Source organism: Herbidospora daliensis (genome assembly GCF_001570585.1).
GTDB lineage: Bacteria > Actinomycetota > Actinomycetes > Streptosporangiales > Streptosporangiaceae > Herbidospora > Herbidospora daliensis.
Map to the genome: position 1 here is coordinate 473,032 of NZ_BBXF01000006.1, position 15,645 is coordinate 488,676.

17 protein-coding genes are annotated in these 15,645 nt (G+C 69.1%); all 17 read left to right on the forward strand.

Going from position 1 to position 15,645, the window contains the following annotated elements:
• Window positions 1-569: 569 nt before the first annotated feature.
• The 17 genes from AW274_RS30430 (at window position 570) to dprA (ending at window position 15,642) form a co-directional block, all read left to right on the forward strand.
• Window positions 570-3,335: a sensor histidine kinase gene (locus AW274_RS30430; RefSeq protein WP_232320516.1), complete on the forward strand. Its 2,766-nt coding sequence runs from the start codon at window positions 570-572 to the stop codon at window positions 3,333-3,335.
• 14 nt (window positions 3,336-3,349) lie between these two features.
• Window positions 3,350-3,766 carry a roadblock/LC7 domain-containing protein gene (locus tag AW274_RS30435; protein ID WP_198169488.1) on the forward strand — a complete coding sequence of 139 codons (417 nt, stop codon included), beginning with the start codon at window positions 3,350-3,352 and terminating at the stop codon, window positions 3,764-3,766.
• A gap of 113 nt (window positions 3,767-3,879) precedes the next feature.
• The gene (locus tag AW274_RS30440) at window positions 3,880-4,161 is read left to right on the forward strand and encodes a DUF742 domain-containing protein (protein ID WP_439648798.1); all 282 of its coding nucleotides are present in this window, start codon (window positions 3,880-3,882) and stop codon (window positions 4,159-4,161) included.
• Window positions 4,162-4,186: 25 nt separating this feature from the next.
• Window positions 4,187-4,741, forward strand: coding sequence for a GTP-binding protein (locus AW274_RS30445; protein WP_062439549.1), 555 nt, complete (start codon window positions 4,187-4,189; stop codon window positions 4,739-4,741).
• Window positions 4,742-4,811: 70 nt separating this feature from the next.
• Window positions 4,812-6,353: a signal recognition particle protein gene (ffh, locus tag AW274_RS30450; protein ID WP_062439267.1), complete on the forward strand. Its 1,542-nt coding sequence runs from the start codon at window positions 4,812-4,814 to the stop codon at window positions 6,351-6,353.
• A gap of 156 nt (window positions 6,354-6,509) precedes the next feature.
• Window positions 6,510-6,959: a 30S ribosomal protein S16 gene (gene rpsP / locus AW274_RS30455; RefSeq protein WP_062336074.1), complete on the forward strand. Its 450-nt coding sequence runs from the start codon at window positions 6,510-6,512 to the stop codon at window positions 6,957-6,959.
• Window position 6,960: 1 nt separating this feature from the next.
• Complete coding sequence (locus AW274_RS30460) at window positions 6,961-7,203, forward strand: RNA-binding protein (protein WP_062336076.1); 243 nt, start codon at window positions 6,961-6,963, stop codon at window positions 7,201-7,203.
• Between the two features lie 69 nt (window positions 7,204-7,272).
• Window positions 7,273-7,785: a ribosome maturation factor RimM gene (gene rimM / locus AW274_RS30465; RefSeq protein ID WP_062439269.1), complete on the forward strand. Its 513-nt coding sequence runs from the start codon at window positions 7,273-7,275 to the stop codon at window positions 7,783-7,785.
• A gap of 1 nt (window position 7,786) precedes the next feature.
• On the forward strand, window positions 7,787-8,551 hold the full coding sequence (gene trmD, locus AW274_RS30470; protein WP_062439272.1) for a tRNA (guanosine(37)-N1)-methyltransferase TrmD: 765 nt from the start codon (window positions 7,787-7,789) through the stop codon (window positions 8,549-8,551).
• 116 nt (window positions 8,552-8,667) lie between these two features.
• Window positions 8,668-9,030 (forward strand): 50S ribosomal protein L19, encoded by a 363-nt coding sequence (gene rplS / locus AW274_RS30475; RefSeq protein WP_030455665.1) that lies wholly within the window; start codon window positions 8,668-8,670, stop codon window positions 9,028-9,030.
• A 166-nt stretch (window positions 9,031-9,196) separates the two neighbouring features.
• Complete coding sequence (gene lepB, locus AW274_RS30480) at window positions 9,197-10,000, forward strand: signal peptidase I (RefSeq protein WP_232320505.1); 804 nt, start codon at window positions 9,197-9,199, stop codon at window positions 9,998-10,000.
• Window positions 10,001-10,011: 11 nt separating this feature from the next.
• Window positions 10,012-10,629, forward strand: a complete 618-nt coding sequence (gene lepB / locus AW274_RS30485; protein WP_062439277.1) for a signal peptidase I — start codon at window positions 10,012-10,014, stop codon at window positions 10,627-10,629.
• Window positions 10,630-10,651: 22 nt separating this feature from the next.
• Window positions 10,652-11,359, forward strand: a complete 708-nt coding sequence (locus AW274_RS30490) for a ribonuclease HII (protein ID WP_062439279.1) — start codon at window positions 10,652-10,654, stop codon at window positions 11,357-11,359.
• Window positions 11,356-11,679: a DUF2469 domain-containing protein gene (locus tag AW274_RS30495; protein ID WP_030455669.1), complete on the forward strand. Its 324-nt coding sequence runs from the start codon at window positions 11,356-11,358 to the stop codon at window positions 11,677-11,679. The genes AW274_RS30490 and AW274_RS30495 overlap by 4 nt, the downstream gene beginning before the upstream one ends.
• 134 nt (window positions 11,680-11,813) lie before the next feature.
• Window positions 11,814-12,170 (forward strand): YraN family protein, encoded by a 357-nt coding sequence (locus AW274_RS30500; protein ID WP_062439282.1) that lies wholly within the window; start codon window positions 11,814-11,816, stop codon window positions 12,168-12,170.
• A gap of 830 nt (window positions 12,171-13,000) precedes the next feature.
• Window positions 13,001-14,536, forward strand: coding sequence for a YifB family Mg chelatase-like AAA ATPase (locus tag AW274_RS30505; protein WP_062439285.1), 1,536 nt, complete (start codon window positions 13,001-13,003; stop codon window positions 14,534-14,536).
• A complete protein-coding gene (gene dprA / locus AW274_RS30510; RefSeq protein WP_062439288.1) occupies window positions 14,533-15,642 on the forward strand; it encodes a DNA-processing protein DprA in 1,110 nt (369 codons plus the stop codon). The genes AW274_RS30505 and dprA overlap by 4 nt, the downstream gene beginning before the upstream one ends.
• Window positions 15,643-15,645 lie beyond the last annotated feature (3 nt).

Consider the following 15,645-nt stretch of genomic DNA (forward strand, 5'->3'; position numbering starts at 1 on the left):
GGGGGGAAGCACACCCGCCCATGGCCAAGATCGCGGGGCCCGGCGGGCGACGGCGAAGACTGTATCGGTTCGAAATCACCATCAACAGGAATAAGAGCACTATGTCACCAAACTTGTAAATAAATAAGGTCCTGTGACTTTTGGGTGGTTTACGGAAGTAGTGGGCGTTTGGACCGGTCCGTCCATCGGCTGGACCTGATCGATGGATTCGGTCGGTCGCTGACCTGGTCTGGGATAACTATGTGATGAATCGTCATCTCTGGACCGGTCCAAAACCAATGTGACTATTGGTAGAGCTCCTAGTCATATGCTCCAATTGCCCCTGGCTTATGGGAGGTATCCCGAAGAAAATTGAAATTTCTTTTATCGGAAGGGTGCGGCCTGTGAGGACGGCAACGATCGAACGTGATCACCGCACCGCGCCCGAGGCGCTGCCGGAACCCCCAAGGGAGCCGGCCGGCCATCGGGACACGACATCCAAGCGGATGGCGTTGCACAACTGGCGGGTCCGTAACCGCCTTATCGCACTGATCATGATTCCGACCGTCGCGGCGGTCGTTCTCGGCGCCATGCGCGTCATCAGCGCGGTTACCAGTGCCGCGGAATATCAGCGGGTGAGCGATATCGCCGCGTTCACGGGAACGCTCGGCGAGCTCATCCAGGAGATCGAACTCGAACGAGATTTGACAATTCCCTGGATCGCCGACAGGCGACGTCAAGAGTCTGATCTCAACCTAATCGACGCACAACAGAGCAAAGTGGACGTGCTCGCCGAAAAGGTGCGTGAGCGCGTTCCAGAGATCGAAGGATCTCTCGGTGACCTCGGTAAAGAGAAGCTGACGCGCGTCGACGGACGGCTCTCCGAGCTCAAGAACCTGCGCGAGATCACCATCAAGACCCAGCTCCCCGCGCTTCCCGCGGTGGACAAGTACTCCCTCGTCATCGGCGACCTCCTGCGCTTCTACGAAGAGGTCGGACAGGCCGGCACCGACGAGTCGATCGACGGCACCGCCGCCGCGCTGACCGCGCTGGCCCGCGCCAAGAACGAGCAGTCGATCATGCGTGGCCTGCTCTCCCTCGGCATCAAGATGCGCAACTTCACGCCCATCGAGCTCGACGCCGTGACCGCCGCCCGCAAGCGGTTCGAGAGCGAGATCGCCGCGTTCCGCGTCGCGGCCACCCCCACGGAGCGGCAGCTGTACGCCGACACCGTGACCGGCTCCCGCGTCGACCAGGCCGAGTTCCTGCGCGGCTCGGCGATGGAGCGCATCCGCCTCGACCGCCAGCTCGTCAACCTCGACGGCACCCCCGGCGAGGACTCCGAGATCTGGTTCGAGTCGAGCAGCTTCGGCATCGAGCGCATGAACGAGGTCGAGAAGCAGCTGGTCGGCTCGGTCGTCAAGCAGGCCGACACGCTGGCCGCCGCCGACCAGCGCGGCGCGCTCGTCAACATCCTGGTCGTCGTGGTCATCCTGGCGCTGGTGCTGCTCATCACCACCGGAATGGCGCGCTCGCTGACCACGCCGCTGCGGCGGTTGCGGTCGGAGGCCCTGGAGATCGCCGGGCACCGGCTGCCCGACCTGGTCCAGCGCCTGCGCGAGTCCGACTCCGCGGCCGACGCGGTCCCGCACGTCGCCCCCATCGGCGTCAGCGGCTCCGACGAGATCGGTGAAGTGGCGCGGGCCTTCGACGAGGTCCACCGCGAGGCGGTCCGGCTGGCGGGTGACGAGTCGCGGCTGCGCAGCAACATCAGCGCGATGTTCGTCAACCTCTCCCGCCGCACCCAGACGCTGGTGGAACGCCAGATCGCCCTGATCGACGGTCTGGAGCAGGGCGAGCAGGACGAGTCCCGGCTCGCCAACCTGTTCAAGCTCGACCACCTCGCGACGCGCATGCGCCGCAACTCGGAGAACCTCCTGGTCCTCGCCGGCCAGGAACCCGCCCGCCGGTGGAGCCAGCCGGTGGAGGTCACCGACGTCGTGCGCGCCTCGCTCTCGGAGGTCGAGGGCTACGAGCGCGTCGTCATCAACGTGCCGGGTGAGGTCGCGCTGGCCGGTCAGGCCGTCAACGACGTCATCCACCTGCTCGCCGAGCTGGTCGAGAACGCCCTGTCGTTCTCCGCCCGCGACACCCGCGTCATCGTCTCCGGCAACCGCATAGACGGTGGGGGAGTGATGGTGTCGGTGACCGACTCCGGCATCGGCATGAGCCCCGATGAGATCGGCGCCACGAACTGGCGGCTGGCCAACCCGCCGGTCGTGGACGTGTCGGTGTCCCGTCGAATGGGCCTGTTCGTGGTCGGCCGGCTCGCGCTGCGCAACGGCATCCGCGTGCAGATCCGCAACCACGACGGCGGCGGCCTCACCGCGATGGTGCTGCTGCCCGAGTCGCTGATCGCGGTGCCGCCGAGCGCGGTCCAGCAGGGCCCGCACTTCGGCACCGGCGGGTACGCCCCCGCCTGGACCCCCAAGGGTCAGCTGCCCCAGATGCCGCCGCAGCAGGACAACACCACCGGCGGCTGGGGCCCGCCGCAGCTCGGCTCGCCCGGTGGACGGCCCGCGCTGCCGTCGCCCGGACCGCTGGGGCCGTCGACGGGGCCGTACAACACCCAGCCCGCGCCGCCCTCCCAGCACACGGGACCTCAGCACACGGGCCCGCAGTACACCGGTTCCCAGCACACGGGGCCCCAGCAGCACATGGGTCCTCAGCACACGGGACCGCAGCCGTCGATGTTCGGCCCGCCGCCCCGGCAGCAGGGTCCGTCGTCGACCGGACCGAACGGCGCTCCGGGAGGTCAGCCCACGATGTTCGGACCGCCGCCCCCGATGCCGCAGCAGCCCGGAAACCCGCTGCCCCGGCGCAAGTTCGACTCGGCTCTCGGCGGTCTGTCGGGCCTGAGCGAACGGGACGCCGACGTCACCGGCCCGCTGCCCGCGGTCCGGGAACCCGCCGGACAGGACCGGCCCGAGGAGTTCCTGCCGATCTTCGCCTCCGTCGAGTCGGCGTGGTTCAAGAAGCCCGCCGAGGAGAGCAAGGCCGAGGAGACCTGGAAGGAAACCAAGGCCGACTCCGCGTGGGGGGTCGCCGCCGCGGCCCAGCAGCCCCAGTTCGAGGCCAGCACCTCCGCCGGCCTGCCCAAGCGTGTACCCAAGGCCAACCTCGTCCCGGGCTCCGCCGAGCCGGGCCGGCAGGCGGCCGCGTCACCACCGCCGTCGCTCTCCCCCGACCGCGCCAGAAGCCGGCTCTCCAGCCTCCAGTTCGGCGTACGCCAGGGCCGCGCCGTGGCCCGGGGCGAGATCAGCGAGGACGAGGGTTACCCAGGAAGAGGGGAATGACCAGCGTGAGAGAGATGAGCCAGGCCGCCCGCGGCATCAACTGGCTGATCAACGACTTCGTGATGTCGGTGCCGGGCGTCGCCCACACCGTCGTCGTCTCGTCCGACGGCCTTCCGCTGGCCTACTCGGACGGATTCCCGAAGGACCGCGCCGACCAGCTAGCGGCGGTCGCGGCCGGGTTGATCTCGCTGACCCAGGGCGCATCCCGGGTGTTCGAGGGCGGCCCGGTCACGCAGACCGTCGTGGAGATGCAGCGCGGGCTGTTGCTGATCATGTCGATCAGCGACGGCTCGTGCCTGTCGGTCCTGGCGGCGGCCGACGCGGACATGGGCCTGGTTGCCTACCAGATGACGCTGTTCGTCGAGCGTGCCGGTCAGGTACTCACGCCCGCGGTCAGGGCGGAGCTTCAGGCTTCCAACCCGAGGAGATGACCATGGACTCGTGGGGGTCTCCGCCCTACGGTGGCGGCCAGCCGCCACCGCGCCCGGAGCCGGCCTCGCCGGTCCGCCCCTTCACCGTCACCGGCGGCCGCACGACACCACGCATGCAGCTCGCGCTGGAGGCGCTGGTGTCGTCGGCCACGTCGCTGCAGCACGACCTGTCCCAGCGGCCGCCGGAATACCGGGCGATCAGCTCCCTGTGCCGTCAGGTGCGGTCGGTGGCGGAGGTGTCGGCGCTGCTGCACATCCCGCTCGGGGTGATCCGTGTGGTGATCGCGGACATGGTCGCCGAGGGTCTGGTGCACGTGCACCAGCCGCAGTTGGACGCCGGTATGCCGGACTTGGGCTTGTTGGAAAGGGTGCTCAGTGGACTTCGACGTCTATAGTCACGGCGGCGGCGCGAGCCGCGGCCTGACCTCGACGAAGATTGTTGTGGCGGGTGGCTTCGGGGTGGGCAAGACCACCTTCGTCGGAGCGGTCTCCGAGATCGTCCCGCTGACGACCGAGGCGGTGATGACCGACGCCTCGAAGGACATCGACGACGTCGGGCTGACCCCCCACAAGACCACCACGACGGTGGCCATGGACTTCGGCCGGGTGTCGCTGGAGGAGGATCTGATCCTCTACCTGTTCGGCACCCCCGGTCAGCACCGTTTCTGGTTCATGTGGGACGACTTGGTCAGAGGCGCCATCGGCGCGATCGTCTTGGTGGACACGCGGCGGCTGGCCGACAGCTTCCCCGCGGTCGACTATTTCGAGGAGGCCCAGCTTCCGTTCATCGTGGGCATCAACGGCTTCGACGGCCGCTACCCCCATGCCGAGGACGAAATCAGGGAGGCCCTGACCCTCTCCGCCCACGTCCCGCTCGTCCGTACGGACGCCCGCTCCCGCGATTCGGTGAAGAACGCCCTCATCACGCTGGTGGAGCACGCGCTCACCTCGCGTGTGGGCGGTCCTCGCTGGTGAGCGGATAGGCTTGGGGGGCCGGGGGTAGTCCCCTGATCCACGACGATTCCCTTCGAGGCTGGCCAATCACGTGTTCGAGACGCTTTCCGACCGGCTGACTTCGGTCTTCTCCTCGCTCCGGTCCAAGGGCAGGCTTTCCGACGCCGACATCGACGCGACCTGCCGTGAAATCCGCATCGCCCTGCTCGAGGCAGACGTGGCGCTGCCGGTGGTCAAGGACTTCGTGGCCCACGTCAAGGAGCGGGCCCGGGGAGCCGAGGTCTCACAGGCGCTGAATCCGGCGCAGCAGGTCGTGAAGATCGTCAACGACGAGCTGATCGACATCCTCGGCGGCGAGACCCGCCGCCTGCGCCTGGCCAAGACCCCGCCGACGGTCATCATGCTCGCGGGTCTCCAGGGCGCCGGTAAGACCACCCTGGCCGGCAAGCTGGCCCGCTGGCTGCGCGACCAGAACCACGTGCCGCTCCTGGTGGCCTGTGACCTCCAGCGGCCCAACGCGGTGCAGCAGCTCTCGGTGATGGCCGAGCGCGCCGGGGTCGCCGTCTACGCGCCAGAACCGGGCAACGGCGTCGGCGACCCGGTCCAGGTCGCCCGCCAGTCGATCGACCACGCCCGCCGCCAGCAGCACGACGTCGTCATCATCGACACCGCCGGCCGCCTGGGCATCGACCAGGAGCTGATGGCCCAGGCCGCCGACATCCGCGACGCGGTCAGCCCCGACGAGGTGCTGTTCGTGGTCGACGCCATGATCGGCCAGGACGCCGTGACCACGGCGCAGGCGTTCATGGACGGCGTCGGCTTCGACGGGGTCGTGCTCACCAAGCTCGACGGCGACGCCCGCGGCGGCGCGGCCCTGTCGGTGCGCCACATCACCGGCCGCCCGATCATGTTCGCGTCCACGGGTGAGAAGCTCGAAGACTTCGACGCCTTCCACCCCGACCGCATGGCGGGCCGGATCCTCGACATGGGTGACATCCTCACCCTGATCGAGCAGGCGCAGCGCACGTTCGACGAGGCCGAGGCCGCCAAGATGGCCGGCAAGCTCGCCTCGGGCGACGACTTCACGCTCGACGACTTCCTCGAGCAGATGATGATGGTCCGCCGCATGGGCCCCATCAAGAACCTGCTCGGCATGATGCCCGGCATGGGGCAGATGCGCGACCAGCTCAACCAGGTCGACGACAAGGACCTCGACCGGGTCGCCGCCATCATCCGGTCGATGACCCCGGGTGAGCGGTCCGAGCCGAAGATGATCAACGGCTCCCGCCGGGCCCGCATCGCGCGCGGCTCCGGCGTGAGCGTCACCGAGGTCAACAACCTGGTGACGCGCTTCTTCGAGGCGCAGAAGATGATGAAGCGCATGTCGCAGGGCATCGGCATCCCCGGCATGCCCGGGGGCAAGCGCAACCAGAAGCAGGCCAAGCCGAAGAAGGGCCGGCGCGTGAGCGGCGACCCGCGCAAGGCCGGTCTGCCGAAGGAGCCCGCCGCCGACGCGCCGGCCAAGCAGCCGGGCGGCGTGCTGGGCAACCTCGCCCCCGGCAAGCTGCCGCCGGGCCTGGAACTGCCGCCGGGGTTCGACCCGTCGAAGTTCAAGCTGCCCGGGCAGAAGTAGCCGCTCGGATCTGGCAGAATGTCATGTTGGAACATCGTGGTCCGGCGGGCGCCCTCTAATCCCCGCCCCCGCGCCTGTCCCTGGAGTGGCCGCCACCTCGTGCCCCACTCGATGTGACGCCGCTCATCCATTTTTGAAGCAGGAGAGACCACACCCGTGGCAGTCAAGATCAAGCTCAAGCGGCTCGGCATGATCCGCAACCCGCAGTACCGCATCGTCGTCGCCGACAGCCGCACCAAGCGTGACGGCCGGGCGATCGAGGAGATCGGCCTGTACCACCCGAAGGAGCACCCCTCGCGCATCGAGGTCAACTCCGAGCGGGCGCAGTACTGGCTGGGCGTCGGCGCGCAGCCGACCGACCCGGTTCTGAAGCTCTTCAAGCTGACCGGTGACTGGCAGAAGTTCAAGGGCGAGGCCGCTCCGGCTCCGCTGCTCGTCGCCGAGGCCGCCGCCGACCGCCACGCCGCCTACGAGGCCGCCGCCAAGGAGGCCCTGTCGGCCGACACCGGCGCCGCCACCACGCCGCGGAAGTCGAAGAAGGCCGAGCCCAAGGCCGAGACCGCCGCCGAGGCGCCCGCCGAGCCCACCTCGGAAACCGAGGCCTGAAATGCTCGAGGAGGCCCTCGAGCACCTCGTCAAGGGCATCGTCGAACATCCCGACGAGGTCCGCGTCCGCGCACGGAAGATCCGCACCGGGCGTGTCCTGGAGGTGCGGGTCCACCCCGAAGACCTGGGCAAGGTCATCGGGCGCGGGGGCCGCACGGCCAAGGCGTTGCGCACCGTCGTCAACGCCCTGTCCGACGGCAAGTACGTCCGGGTCGACCTGGTTGACCTGAACGAAGCCCGCTGAGAAGCATGAGCCCGTCATCCCGGGAGGCCGTATCGGTCTCCCGGGATCGTCGTTTCTGGAGAACTCCTGATGCAGCTCGTCGTCGGCCGGATCGGCCGCCCCCACGGCGTCCGCGGTGAGGTGACCGTCGAGGTCCGCACCGACGAGCCGGGGGAGCGGTTCGCGCCCGGCGCGCGGCTGGCCACCGACCCGGCCTCCCGGGGGCCGCTCACGGTCCGCCAGGCCCGCTGGCACAAGGGCATCCTGCTGCTGTCCCTCGACGGGGTCGAGGGGCGGGAGGCCGCCGAGGCGCTGCGCGACACCATGCTCGTCATCGACTCGGCCGAGATCGCGCCCTCCGACGACCCCGACGAGTTCCACGACCACCAGCTCATCGGGCTGGCCGTGGTGAACGCCGAGGGCGAGAACCTGGGCGAGGTGACCGACGTGCTGCACCACGGGCAGGACCTGCTGGTCGTCAAGCGGCCCGGCCGCGACGACGCCTACGTGCCGTTCGTGAAGGCGCTGGTGCCCGACGTCGACCTCGCGGCCGGCCGCCTGGTCGTCTCGGCGCCCCCGGGCCTGTTCGACCTCGACGCCTGACATGCGCATCGACGTCATCTCGATCTTCCCCGAGTACTTCGCGCCCCTCGACGTCTCGCTGATGGGCAAGGCGCGGGCCAAGGGCATCCTCGACGTGCGCCTGCACCAGTTGCGGGAGTGGGCGCACGACGTGCACAAGACCGTCGACGACACGCCCTACGGGGGCGGGCCGGGCATGGTCATGAAGCCCGAGATCTGGGGCGCGGCGATCGACGACGTGATCGGCGAGGGCTCGCCGAGGCTGGTCGTGCCCACCCCGAGCGGCCGCCCGTTCACCCAGGCCGTCGCCCTGGAGTACGCCGCCGAGCCGTGGTTGCTCTTCGCGCCGGCCCGCTACGAGGGCATCGACAGCCGGGTCATGATCGAGTACGGCGCCCGCCTGCGGCTCGACGAGGTCTCGATCGGCGACTACGTGCTGGCAGGGGGCGAGGCGGCGGTGCTGGTCATGATCGAGGCCGTCGCCCGGCTGCTGCCCGGGGTGCTCGGGAACGCGGTCTCGGCGGTCGACGACTCGTTCGCGCCGGGGGCCATGGAGAACCTGCTCGAAGGCCCCGTGTTCACCAAACCGCCGGTCTGGCGCGGGCACGAGGTCCCGGAAGTGTTGCTCTCGGGCCACCACGGCAAGATCGCCCGCTGGCGGCGCGACGAGGCGCTGCGCCGCACCCTGCGCAAACGACCCGAACTGATCGAACGCGGGGAGCTGTCGCCCGCCGATCTGCGGGCGATCGAGTCGTTTCGCGCCGACGGCGATCCTGTGGCAGACTGAAGCGCTGAATGCCTGCCGTTCGCAGGTTAGTCGTGCCCGCGTCCTTCTCGACGCCCCGCCTCGCAGGGGACGGACGGACCTCCGGGCGCTCTCTCAACTGATGAGGAACCTCACTCATGCACACGCAGATCCAGGAGCTCGAGAAGGCTGCCCTCCGCAGCGACATCCCGGCGTTCCGCCCGGGTGACACGCTCGAAGTGCACGTCCGCGTCGTCGAAGGCAACCGCTCCCGAATCCAGGTCTTCAAGGGCTTCGTGCTGCGCCGCCAGAACGGTGGTCTCCGTGAGACGTTCACCGTTCGCAAGATCAGCTACGGCGTCGGCGTCGAGCGGACCTTCCCGGTCCACAGCCCGGTCATCGAGAAGATCACGCTGGTGACCCGTGGCGACGTCCGCCGCGCCAAGCTCTACTACATGCGTGACCTGCGCGGCAAGGCCGCCCGCATCCGCGAGCGCCGCGACGCCCTGCCCGCGAAGTAAAGCGGCATATCCCTGCAAGCCCGTGCCTGACCGGCGCGGGCTTTCGCAGTTTTGGCGCCCGGAAGCCGAGTCGGCGACGTCGCGTACTGTGACCATGATTTAGGCTCGTCTAGGCACGCGCGGGCGCGCCGCATCACTTGACTTCCCAGACCAGGACGGGGTGGACGTGGTCGCCGAAGACACCCATCAGAACGCCAAGCCCGGCAAGGACAAAAAGAGCGGCTCGTTCTGGCGTGAACTGCCCGTGCTGATCGTGGTCGCGCTGGTGCTCGCCCTGCTCATCAAGTCGTTCGTGGTCCAGGCGTTCTACATCCCGTCGGAGTCGATGGAGAACACCCTCCTGAAGAACGACCGGGTGCTGGTCAACAAGCTCGTCTACCGGGTCCGCGACATCGAGCGCGGCGACATCGTCGTCTTCTCCGGCGTCGACTCCTGGGCCGGCGAGGTCCAGTTCGACCCGCCCGCCAACCCGGTCGCCGGGTTCTTCCGCTGGGTCGGCACCGCGTTCGGCGTGGTCCCCGGCGAGAAGGACTACATCAAGCGGGTCATCGGCGTCCCCGGCGACAAGGTCAAGTGCTGCGACGAGGGCCAGGGCGGCCGCATCACCGTCAACGGGGTGCCCCTCGACGAAGAGAGCTACCTCTATCCCGGTGACGTTCCGTCACTGGGCAACTTCGAGATCGAGGTTCCGCCCGGCCGTCTGTGGGTCATGGGCGACCACCGCTCCGTCTCGCTCGACTCGCGCGCCCACGGCGGCGACCCGGGCGGCGGCGCCATCCCGATCGACCAGGTCATCGGCCGCGCGTTCGTGAAGGTCTGGCCCTTCGACCGGGCCGGGATCCTGCCGATCCCCGAGACCTTCGGCCAGAAGGGCCTGGCCGCCGCGGCGGGCGCGGCCCCGCTGCTGCTGGGCTTCGTCGGGGCCTTCCCGCTCGTGGCCCTTAGGCGCCGCATACGGGTCAAGCGGTAGTCTTTCCGCCCGTGGCCGTCGCAGAAGAAGAGACCAACGCCTCCGGCAAGCCCGAGGAATCCGGCAAGCCGGAGAAAAAGAAGAAGTCCGCCCTCCGGGAGACGATCACCTTCACGATCGGCGGCATCGTCGTCGCCCTCCTGGTCCACTTCTTCGTCATGCGGTCGTTCTGGATCCCGTCGGAGTCGATGGAGAACACCCTGCTGGTCAACGACCGGGTGGTGGTGCTCCAGTTCGGCTCCATCGACCGCGGCGACATCGTGGTCTTCAAGGGCTGGGACGGCGAAGACACGATCAAGCGGGTCATCGGCAAGGGCGGCGACACCGTGAAGTGCTGCGACGCCCAGCGCCGCATCACCGTCAACGGCACCCCGATCGAGGAAGAGGGCAAGTACCTCTACCCCGGCGACTACGCCGGCCGCACCTTCGAGGTGAAGGTGCCGGCGGGACGCCTGTGGCTGATGGGAGACCACCGGTCCAACTCGATGGACTCCCGGTCGTACATCGACGACGAGTTCAAGGGGACGATCTCCGAAGACGACGTCATCGGCTTCGCCTTCGCCCGTTACTGGCCCCTTGACCGGCTCACATTCATATCGCAGCCGGACACCTTCTCCAACGTCCGGTGATGGGGCGTACGCTGCTTCTGTCATGACAGTCGCTTACCGTCCGCGCCCGAGCGTGGTCCGCCGTGACTCCGGCCTCTACGGCTACGAGCGCGCCCTGGCCCGCCGGGGCCTCAAGCCCGTCGCCGGCGTCGACGAGGCCGGTCGCGGCGCCTGTGCGGGCCCGCTGGTGGTCGCGGCCGTGGTCCTCGGACGCGAGATCGACGGCCTCAACGACTCCAAACTGCTGACCGAGGCCCGCCGCGAGGAGTTCCACGCCAGGATCATGGCGACCGCGAAGGCCGTCAGCGTCGTCGTCATCCCGCCCGAGGAGATCGACCAGCGCGGCCTCCACAAGTGCAACGTGGCGGGAATGCGCCGCGCGGTCGCCGGGTTGGGTCTCACGCCCGGATACGTCCTGACCGACGGATTCCCGGTCCCCGGCCTGCCGGCGCCCTCACTCGCCGTCTGGAAGGGCGACCAGGTGGCCGCCTGCATAGCGGCCGCGTCCATCATCGCGAAGGTGACCCGGGACCGCATGATGACAACCCTGCATGAATCATTCCCCCAATACGGTTTCGCCGGGCATAAGGGCTATGTGACAAGAGACCACAGAGCCGCCCTCGCGCATCACGGGCCAAGCCAGCACCATCGGTTCTCGTTCGTGACAGTGGCTCGGACGATGCCGGGTATGAGGATGCGGGAGAATGAACCAGGGGCCGAAACGGGGTTGGGAACAGGAGGGCCGGAATGAGCGCGGAGGATCTCGAGAAGTACGAGACCGAGATGGAGCTGCAGCTCTACCGCGAGTACCGCGATGTGGTCGGTCTGTTCACGTACGTCGTCGAAACCGAACGTCGGTTCTACCTGACGAATTCGGTCGACATGGAGGTGCGCACCGCAGAGAACGGCGAGGTCTTCTTCGACGTGAAGATGCAGGACGCATGGGTGTGGGACATGTATCGACCGGCGCGGTTCGTGAAGAACGTACGAGTGGTGACATTCAAGGACGTGAACGTCGAAGAGCTCGCCAAGCCTGACTTGGAGATGCCGAAGGAGGGCTTCTCCAGCTGAGGCTCACGCCGTCTTCGGGGCCGGGTCCGCTGTCCAGCGGGCCCGGCCCTTCTGCTTTTCCACAGGGCTGGGTTTGTCCACAGGCGGCGGCTGGGGTCCTTCACGGGCTGAGGTGTCCTGCGAGCCTGTGGCGCATGGGAGCGGCGAAGGACGAGCTGGGGCGGGCCGGGGAGGAACTGGCGGCCGGCTATCTGGTGCGGCAGGGGATGGAGATCCTCGCGCGAAACTGGCGGTGCCGTGAGGGGGAGATCGACGTCGTCGCCCGTGACGGGGCGGTGCTGGTGGTCGTGGAGGTGCGGACGCGGTCGTCGGGGGCTTACGGGTCGGCGTTCGCGTCCGTGACGGAGGCGAAGCTGGCGCGGTTGCGGCGGCTGGCGGCGCGGTGGCTGGCGGGGCAGCCGGAGCGGTTCGCGTCGGTGCGGATCGACGTGGTGGCGCTTGATGGGTTCGCGGGAACGTTCTCGGTTCGGCACGAGAAGGGGGTGTTCTGAGGTGTCTGCTGACGGGGCGGTCAAAGCTGGCCGTTTAGGTCTGGACGGTTCCGAGGCTGGGGCCCTTCGAGACTGGGCTGCCTCAAGGCCGGGGCGCTGTTTAGAAGTCGGCGCCTTAAGGCTGCGGTTGCCTTGGGCCGGAGGCCGTCCGAAGGCTGGGCCTTTGGGGGGCGGGCGGTTGAGGCTGAGGTGGTCTGGGCCGAAGCTGTTCAACGCCAAGGCCGATTGTGCGGGGTTGTTCAAGGTCAGAGCCGCTTCAGGCGGAGGCCGTTCGAAGCAAGGGCCGCTCTGAGGCAGGGATCGTTCGAGGCAAGGACTGCTCTTGGACGGGGGTCATCAAGGCCGGGACTGTACCTGAGCGTTTGTGGACGGACCGTTCGTGAGCGGGACCGCCTGGGGGCTGGAGCCTTTCTTGAGACCGAGGCCGTCTGAGGCCGAGGCTGTGTTGAGGCCAGGCCGTCTGACGCCGGGGCCCTGTGGAGCCGGGGCGGTTCGCGGCTGAGCCCATTCGGGGCGAGGCCGTTCGTGGCTGAGGCCGTTTAGGGCCGGGGTTGTTCAAGGCGAGGACCGTTCGGGCGGGGGCGTTCCGGGCCAGGGCTGTTTGGAGTTCGGGTCGTTTGAGGCCTGGGTCGTTCGAGTCTGGGGCGGTTTGAGGTCGGGGCTGTATTGGGACTGGGAGCGCTTCGAGGCGGGGGCCGTTTCAGGTCGGGGAGATCGCAAAGCCATCCGTGTTCAAGATCGCCCTAACGGTCGGGTCAGGCCGTCTGCTGGCGCGAGTTCCTCTGATGATCATGTTGCTGCCTTCGGTGGAAGGCGTAGGGGGTTGTTCGATGCCTGTTGCACGTACGCGGTCCGCCGCGCTGGTCGGGGTGGCCGGGCACACCGTCGAGGTCGAGGCCGATGTGGGCCGGGGGCTGGTGGGCACCCACTTCATCGGCCTGCTCGACACGGCGATCAGCGAGGCCAGGGACCGGGTGAGGTCGGCCCTGCTGAACAGCAGGTTCGACTGGCCCGACGCCCGGGTGACCGTCTCGCTCTTCCCCGCCTCGCTGCCCAAGAAGGGCTCCTCCTTCGATCTGGCCATCGCCATGGCCGTGCTGGGTGCGGCGGGGCTCGTCCTGCCCGAACGCATCGCCGAACCGTTCTTCCTCGGCGAGCTGGGGCTCGACGGGCGGGTAAGGCCCGTCCGCGGCGTTCTCCCGGCCGCGCTCGCCGCGGTCGCCGCTGGGGCGCGCACGATGGTGGTCCCCGCGGCCAACGCCGCCGAAGCTGCCCTCGTACCGGAACTCGCGGTGTTACCCGTGTCATCGCTGGGCGAGCTGGTCGAGATCCTGCGAGAGGGCGAGGCGCGGGCCAGGGCACCCTATTTCGACCCGATGGAGTTCGCCGTCCCCGCCGAGGAGAAGACCCTCGACCTCGCCGACGTCGCGGGCCAGGCCCTGGGCCGCTGCGCTCTGGAGATCTGTGCAGCCGGGGGTCACAACCTGTGGTTCCTCGGCCCACCCGGAACCGGCAAGACCATGTTGGCCGAGCGGCTGACCACGATCATCCCGCCGCTCGACCGTGAGCAGGCGCTGGAGGTCACCGCGATCCACTCCATAGCGGGCACCCTCCCCGCCGACCGCCCCCTCCTGGCCCGGCCGCCCTTCGTCGCCCCCCACCACACCGCCTCGGCCGCAGCGGTGATCGGCGGCGGCACCGGCCAGATCCGCCCCGGCGCGGTCTCGCTGGCCCACCGCGGCTGCCTGTTTCTGGACGAAGCACCCGAGTTCCCACCCCGAGTGCTCGACTCGCTCCGCCAGCCGGTCGAGTCGGGCCAGGTCACGGTCTCGCGGGCGAGCGGCTCGGTCACCTTCCCGGCCCGGTTCACCCTCGTGCTGGCCGCCAACCCGTGCCCGTGCGGCCTCAGCGGCGAAGCCGGCCGTTTCTGCACCTGCACTCCGGCCGTCCGGCGACGCTACCTGGCGCGCCTGTCCGGCCCGCTGCTCGACCGGATCGACGTGAAGGTACGGCTCTCGCCCCCCACCCGGGCCGAACTCCTCGCCGACCGCGCCCTCACCGAATCCAGCGCCACCGTCGCCGAACGGGTCGTCGAAGCCCGGGAACGCGCCGCCGCCCGCCTGACCGGCACCCCGTGGCGTCTAAATGCCGAGGTCCCCTCGTCGCTGCTGCACGGCGGCTGGCGCCTCGACCCCCGCGTACTGGCACCCCTGCACCGGGCCGTCGACCTGGGCACCCTCAGCGCCCGAGGGGTCGACCGAGTGCTGAGGGTGGCCTGGACGATCGCCGACATCAGCCGGCGCCCCCGGCCGTCGGCCGACGAGATCTCACTGGCACTCACGATGTGGATGGGAGAAGAACTGTGACCGGTGACCGGCCCGCACGCGCGGCCTTGACCCGGATCGCCGAAACCGGCGACGAGACCATGGGCCGCCAGATCGCGGCCCACGGCGCGGAGGCCGTCCTGGCCGCGATCCGCAAGGGCGCCTTGCAGGGCGTCGACGACCGCCGGGCAGCGGCCTGGCGAACCCGGGCCCTGGCCGCCGGCGACCCCCACGACGACCTCGCGCGCTACAGGTTCGTCATTCCCGGCGACCCCGACTGGCCGAGTCAACTTGACGACCTGGGCGACGCCCGCCCCATCGGCCTCTGGACAGACGGCAGGGGAGACCTCCGCCGCGCGTCCGTCCGCTCGATCGCGCTGGTCGGCGCACGGGCGGCCAGCGCCTACGGGGTTAACGTGGCCTCCGAACTGGCCTGCCGCCTCTCCGACCGCGGCTACTCGGTGATCTCCGGGGGCGCGTACGGCATCGACGCCGCCGCCCACCGAGGCTGCCTCGCCGGCCCGTCGCCCACGATCGCGATCCTGGCCTGCGGCGTGGACGTCCCCTACCCGGCCGCCCACCAGGACCTGTTCGCCGCCATCCGGGAAGAGGGCTTGGTGATCAGCGAATCACCGCCCGGGGTGAACCCGACGCGGTTACGCTTCCTCGTCCGCAACCGGGTCATCGCGGCACTGTCGCGGGGGACGGTGGTCGTCCAGGCTGCTCCCCGCTCAGGGGCGCTGAACACCGCCCACCACGCCTTCCAGCTGAACCGTCACCTGATGGCGATCCCAGGCCCGGTCACCAGCGACGTCTCGGTCGGCTGCAACAACCTGATCCGTCTCGGAAAAGCCATGTGCGTGACGTCGGCCGACGAGATCCTGGAACAGGTCGGCCAAGCAGGAGACGACATCGCCCCCATCCCGCGCGGCCCCGTCACCCGCCGAGACCTGCTCAGCCTGGAGTCCAAGCGCATCCTCGACGCCATGCCGGGCGGCCTGGGCGTGATCGGCCCGGCCGAGGTCGCCCTCAAGGCGGGCCTCCCGTTGCCGGTGACCCTGAGCTGCCTGGGCAGCCTGGAAGCCGGCGGTTACCTGAAACGGGAGGAGACCGGCTGGCGGCTGAGCGCCAGAGGAAGGGGAAGATAAACG

Excerpts from the sequence above, each read along its gene's own strand:
- AW274_RS30430 (WP_232320516.1), top strand. The coding sequence starts at position 570 with ATGCGCGTCATCAGCGCGGTTACCAGTGCCGCGGAATATCAGCGGGTG.
- AW274_RS30435 (WP_198169488.1), top strand. The coding sequence starts at position 3,350 with ATGAGCCAGGCCGCCCGCGGCATCAACTGGCTGATCAACGACTTCGTG.
- AW274_RS30440 (WP_439648798.1), top strand. The coding sequence starts at position 3,880 with ATGCAGCTCGCGCTGGAGGCGCTGGTGTCGTCGGCCACGTCGCTGCAG.
- AW274_RS30460 (WP_062336076.1), top strand. The coding sequence starts at position 6,961 with ATGCTCGAGGAGGCCCTCGAGCACCTCGTCAAGGGCATCGTCGAACAT.
- rimM (WP_062439269.1), top strand. The coding sequence starts at position 7,273 with ATGCAGCTCGTCGTCGGCCGGATCGGCCGCCCCCACGGCGTCCGCGGT.
- trmD (WP_062439272.1), top strand. The coding sequence starts at position 7,787 with ATGCGCATCGACGTCATCTCGATCTTCCCCGAGTACTTCGCGCCCCTC.
- rplS (WP_030455665.1), top strand. The coding sequence starts at position 8,668 with ATGCACACGCAGATCCAGGAGCTCGAGAAGGCTGCCCTCCGCAGCGAC.
- AW274_RS30490 (WP_062439279.1), top strand. The coding sequence starts at position 10,652 with ATGACAGTCGCTTACCGTCCGCGCCCGAGCGTGGTCCGCCGTGACTCC.
- AW274_RS30495 (WP_030455669.1), top strand. The coding sequence starts at position 11,356 with ATGAGCGCGGAGGATCTCGAGAAGTACGAGACCGAGATGGAGCTGCAG.
- AW274_RS30500 (WP_062439282.1), top strand. The coding sequence starts at position 11,814 with ATGGGAGCGGCGAAGGACGAGCTGGGGCGGGCCGGGGAGGAACTGGCG.
- AW274_RS30505 (WP_062439285.1), top strand. The coding sequence starts at position 13,001 with ATGCCTGTTGCACGTACGCGGTCCGCCGCGCTGGTCGGGGTGGCCGGG.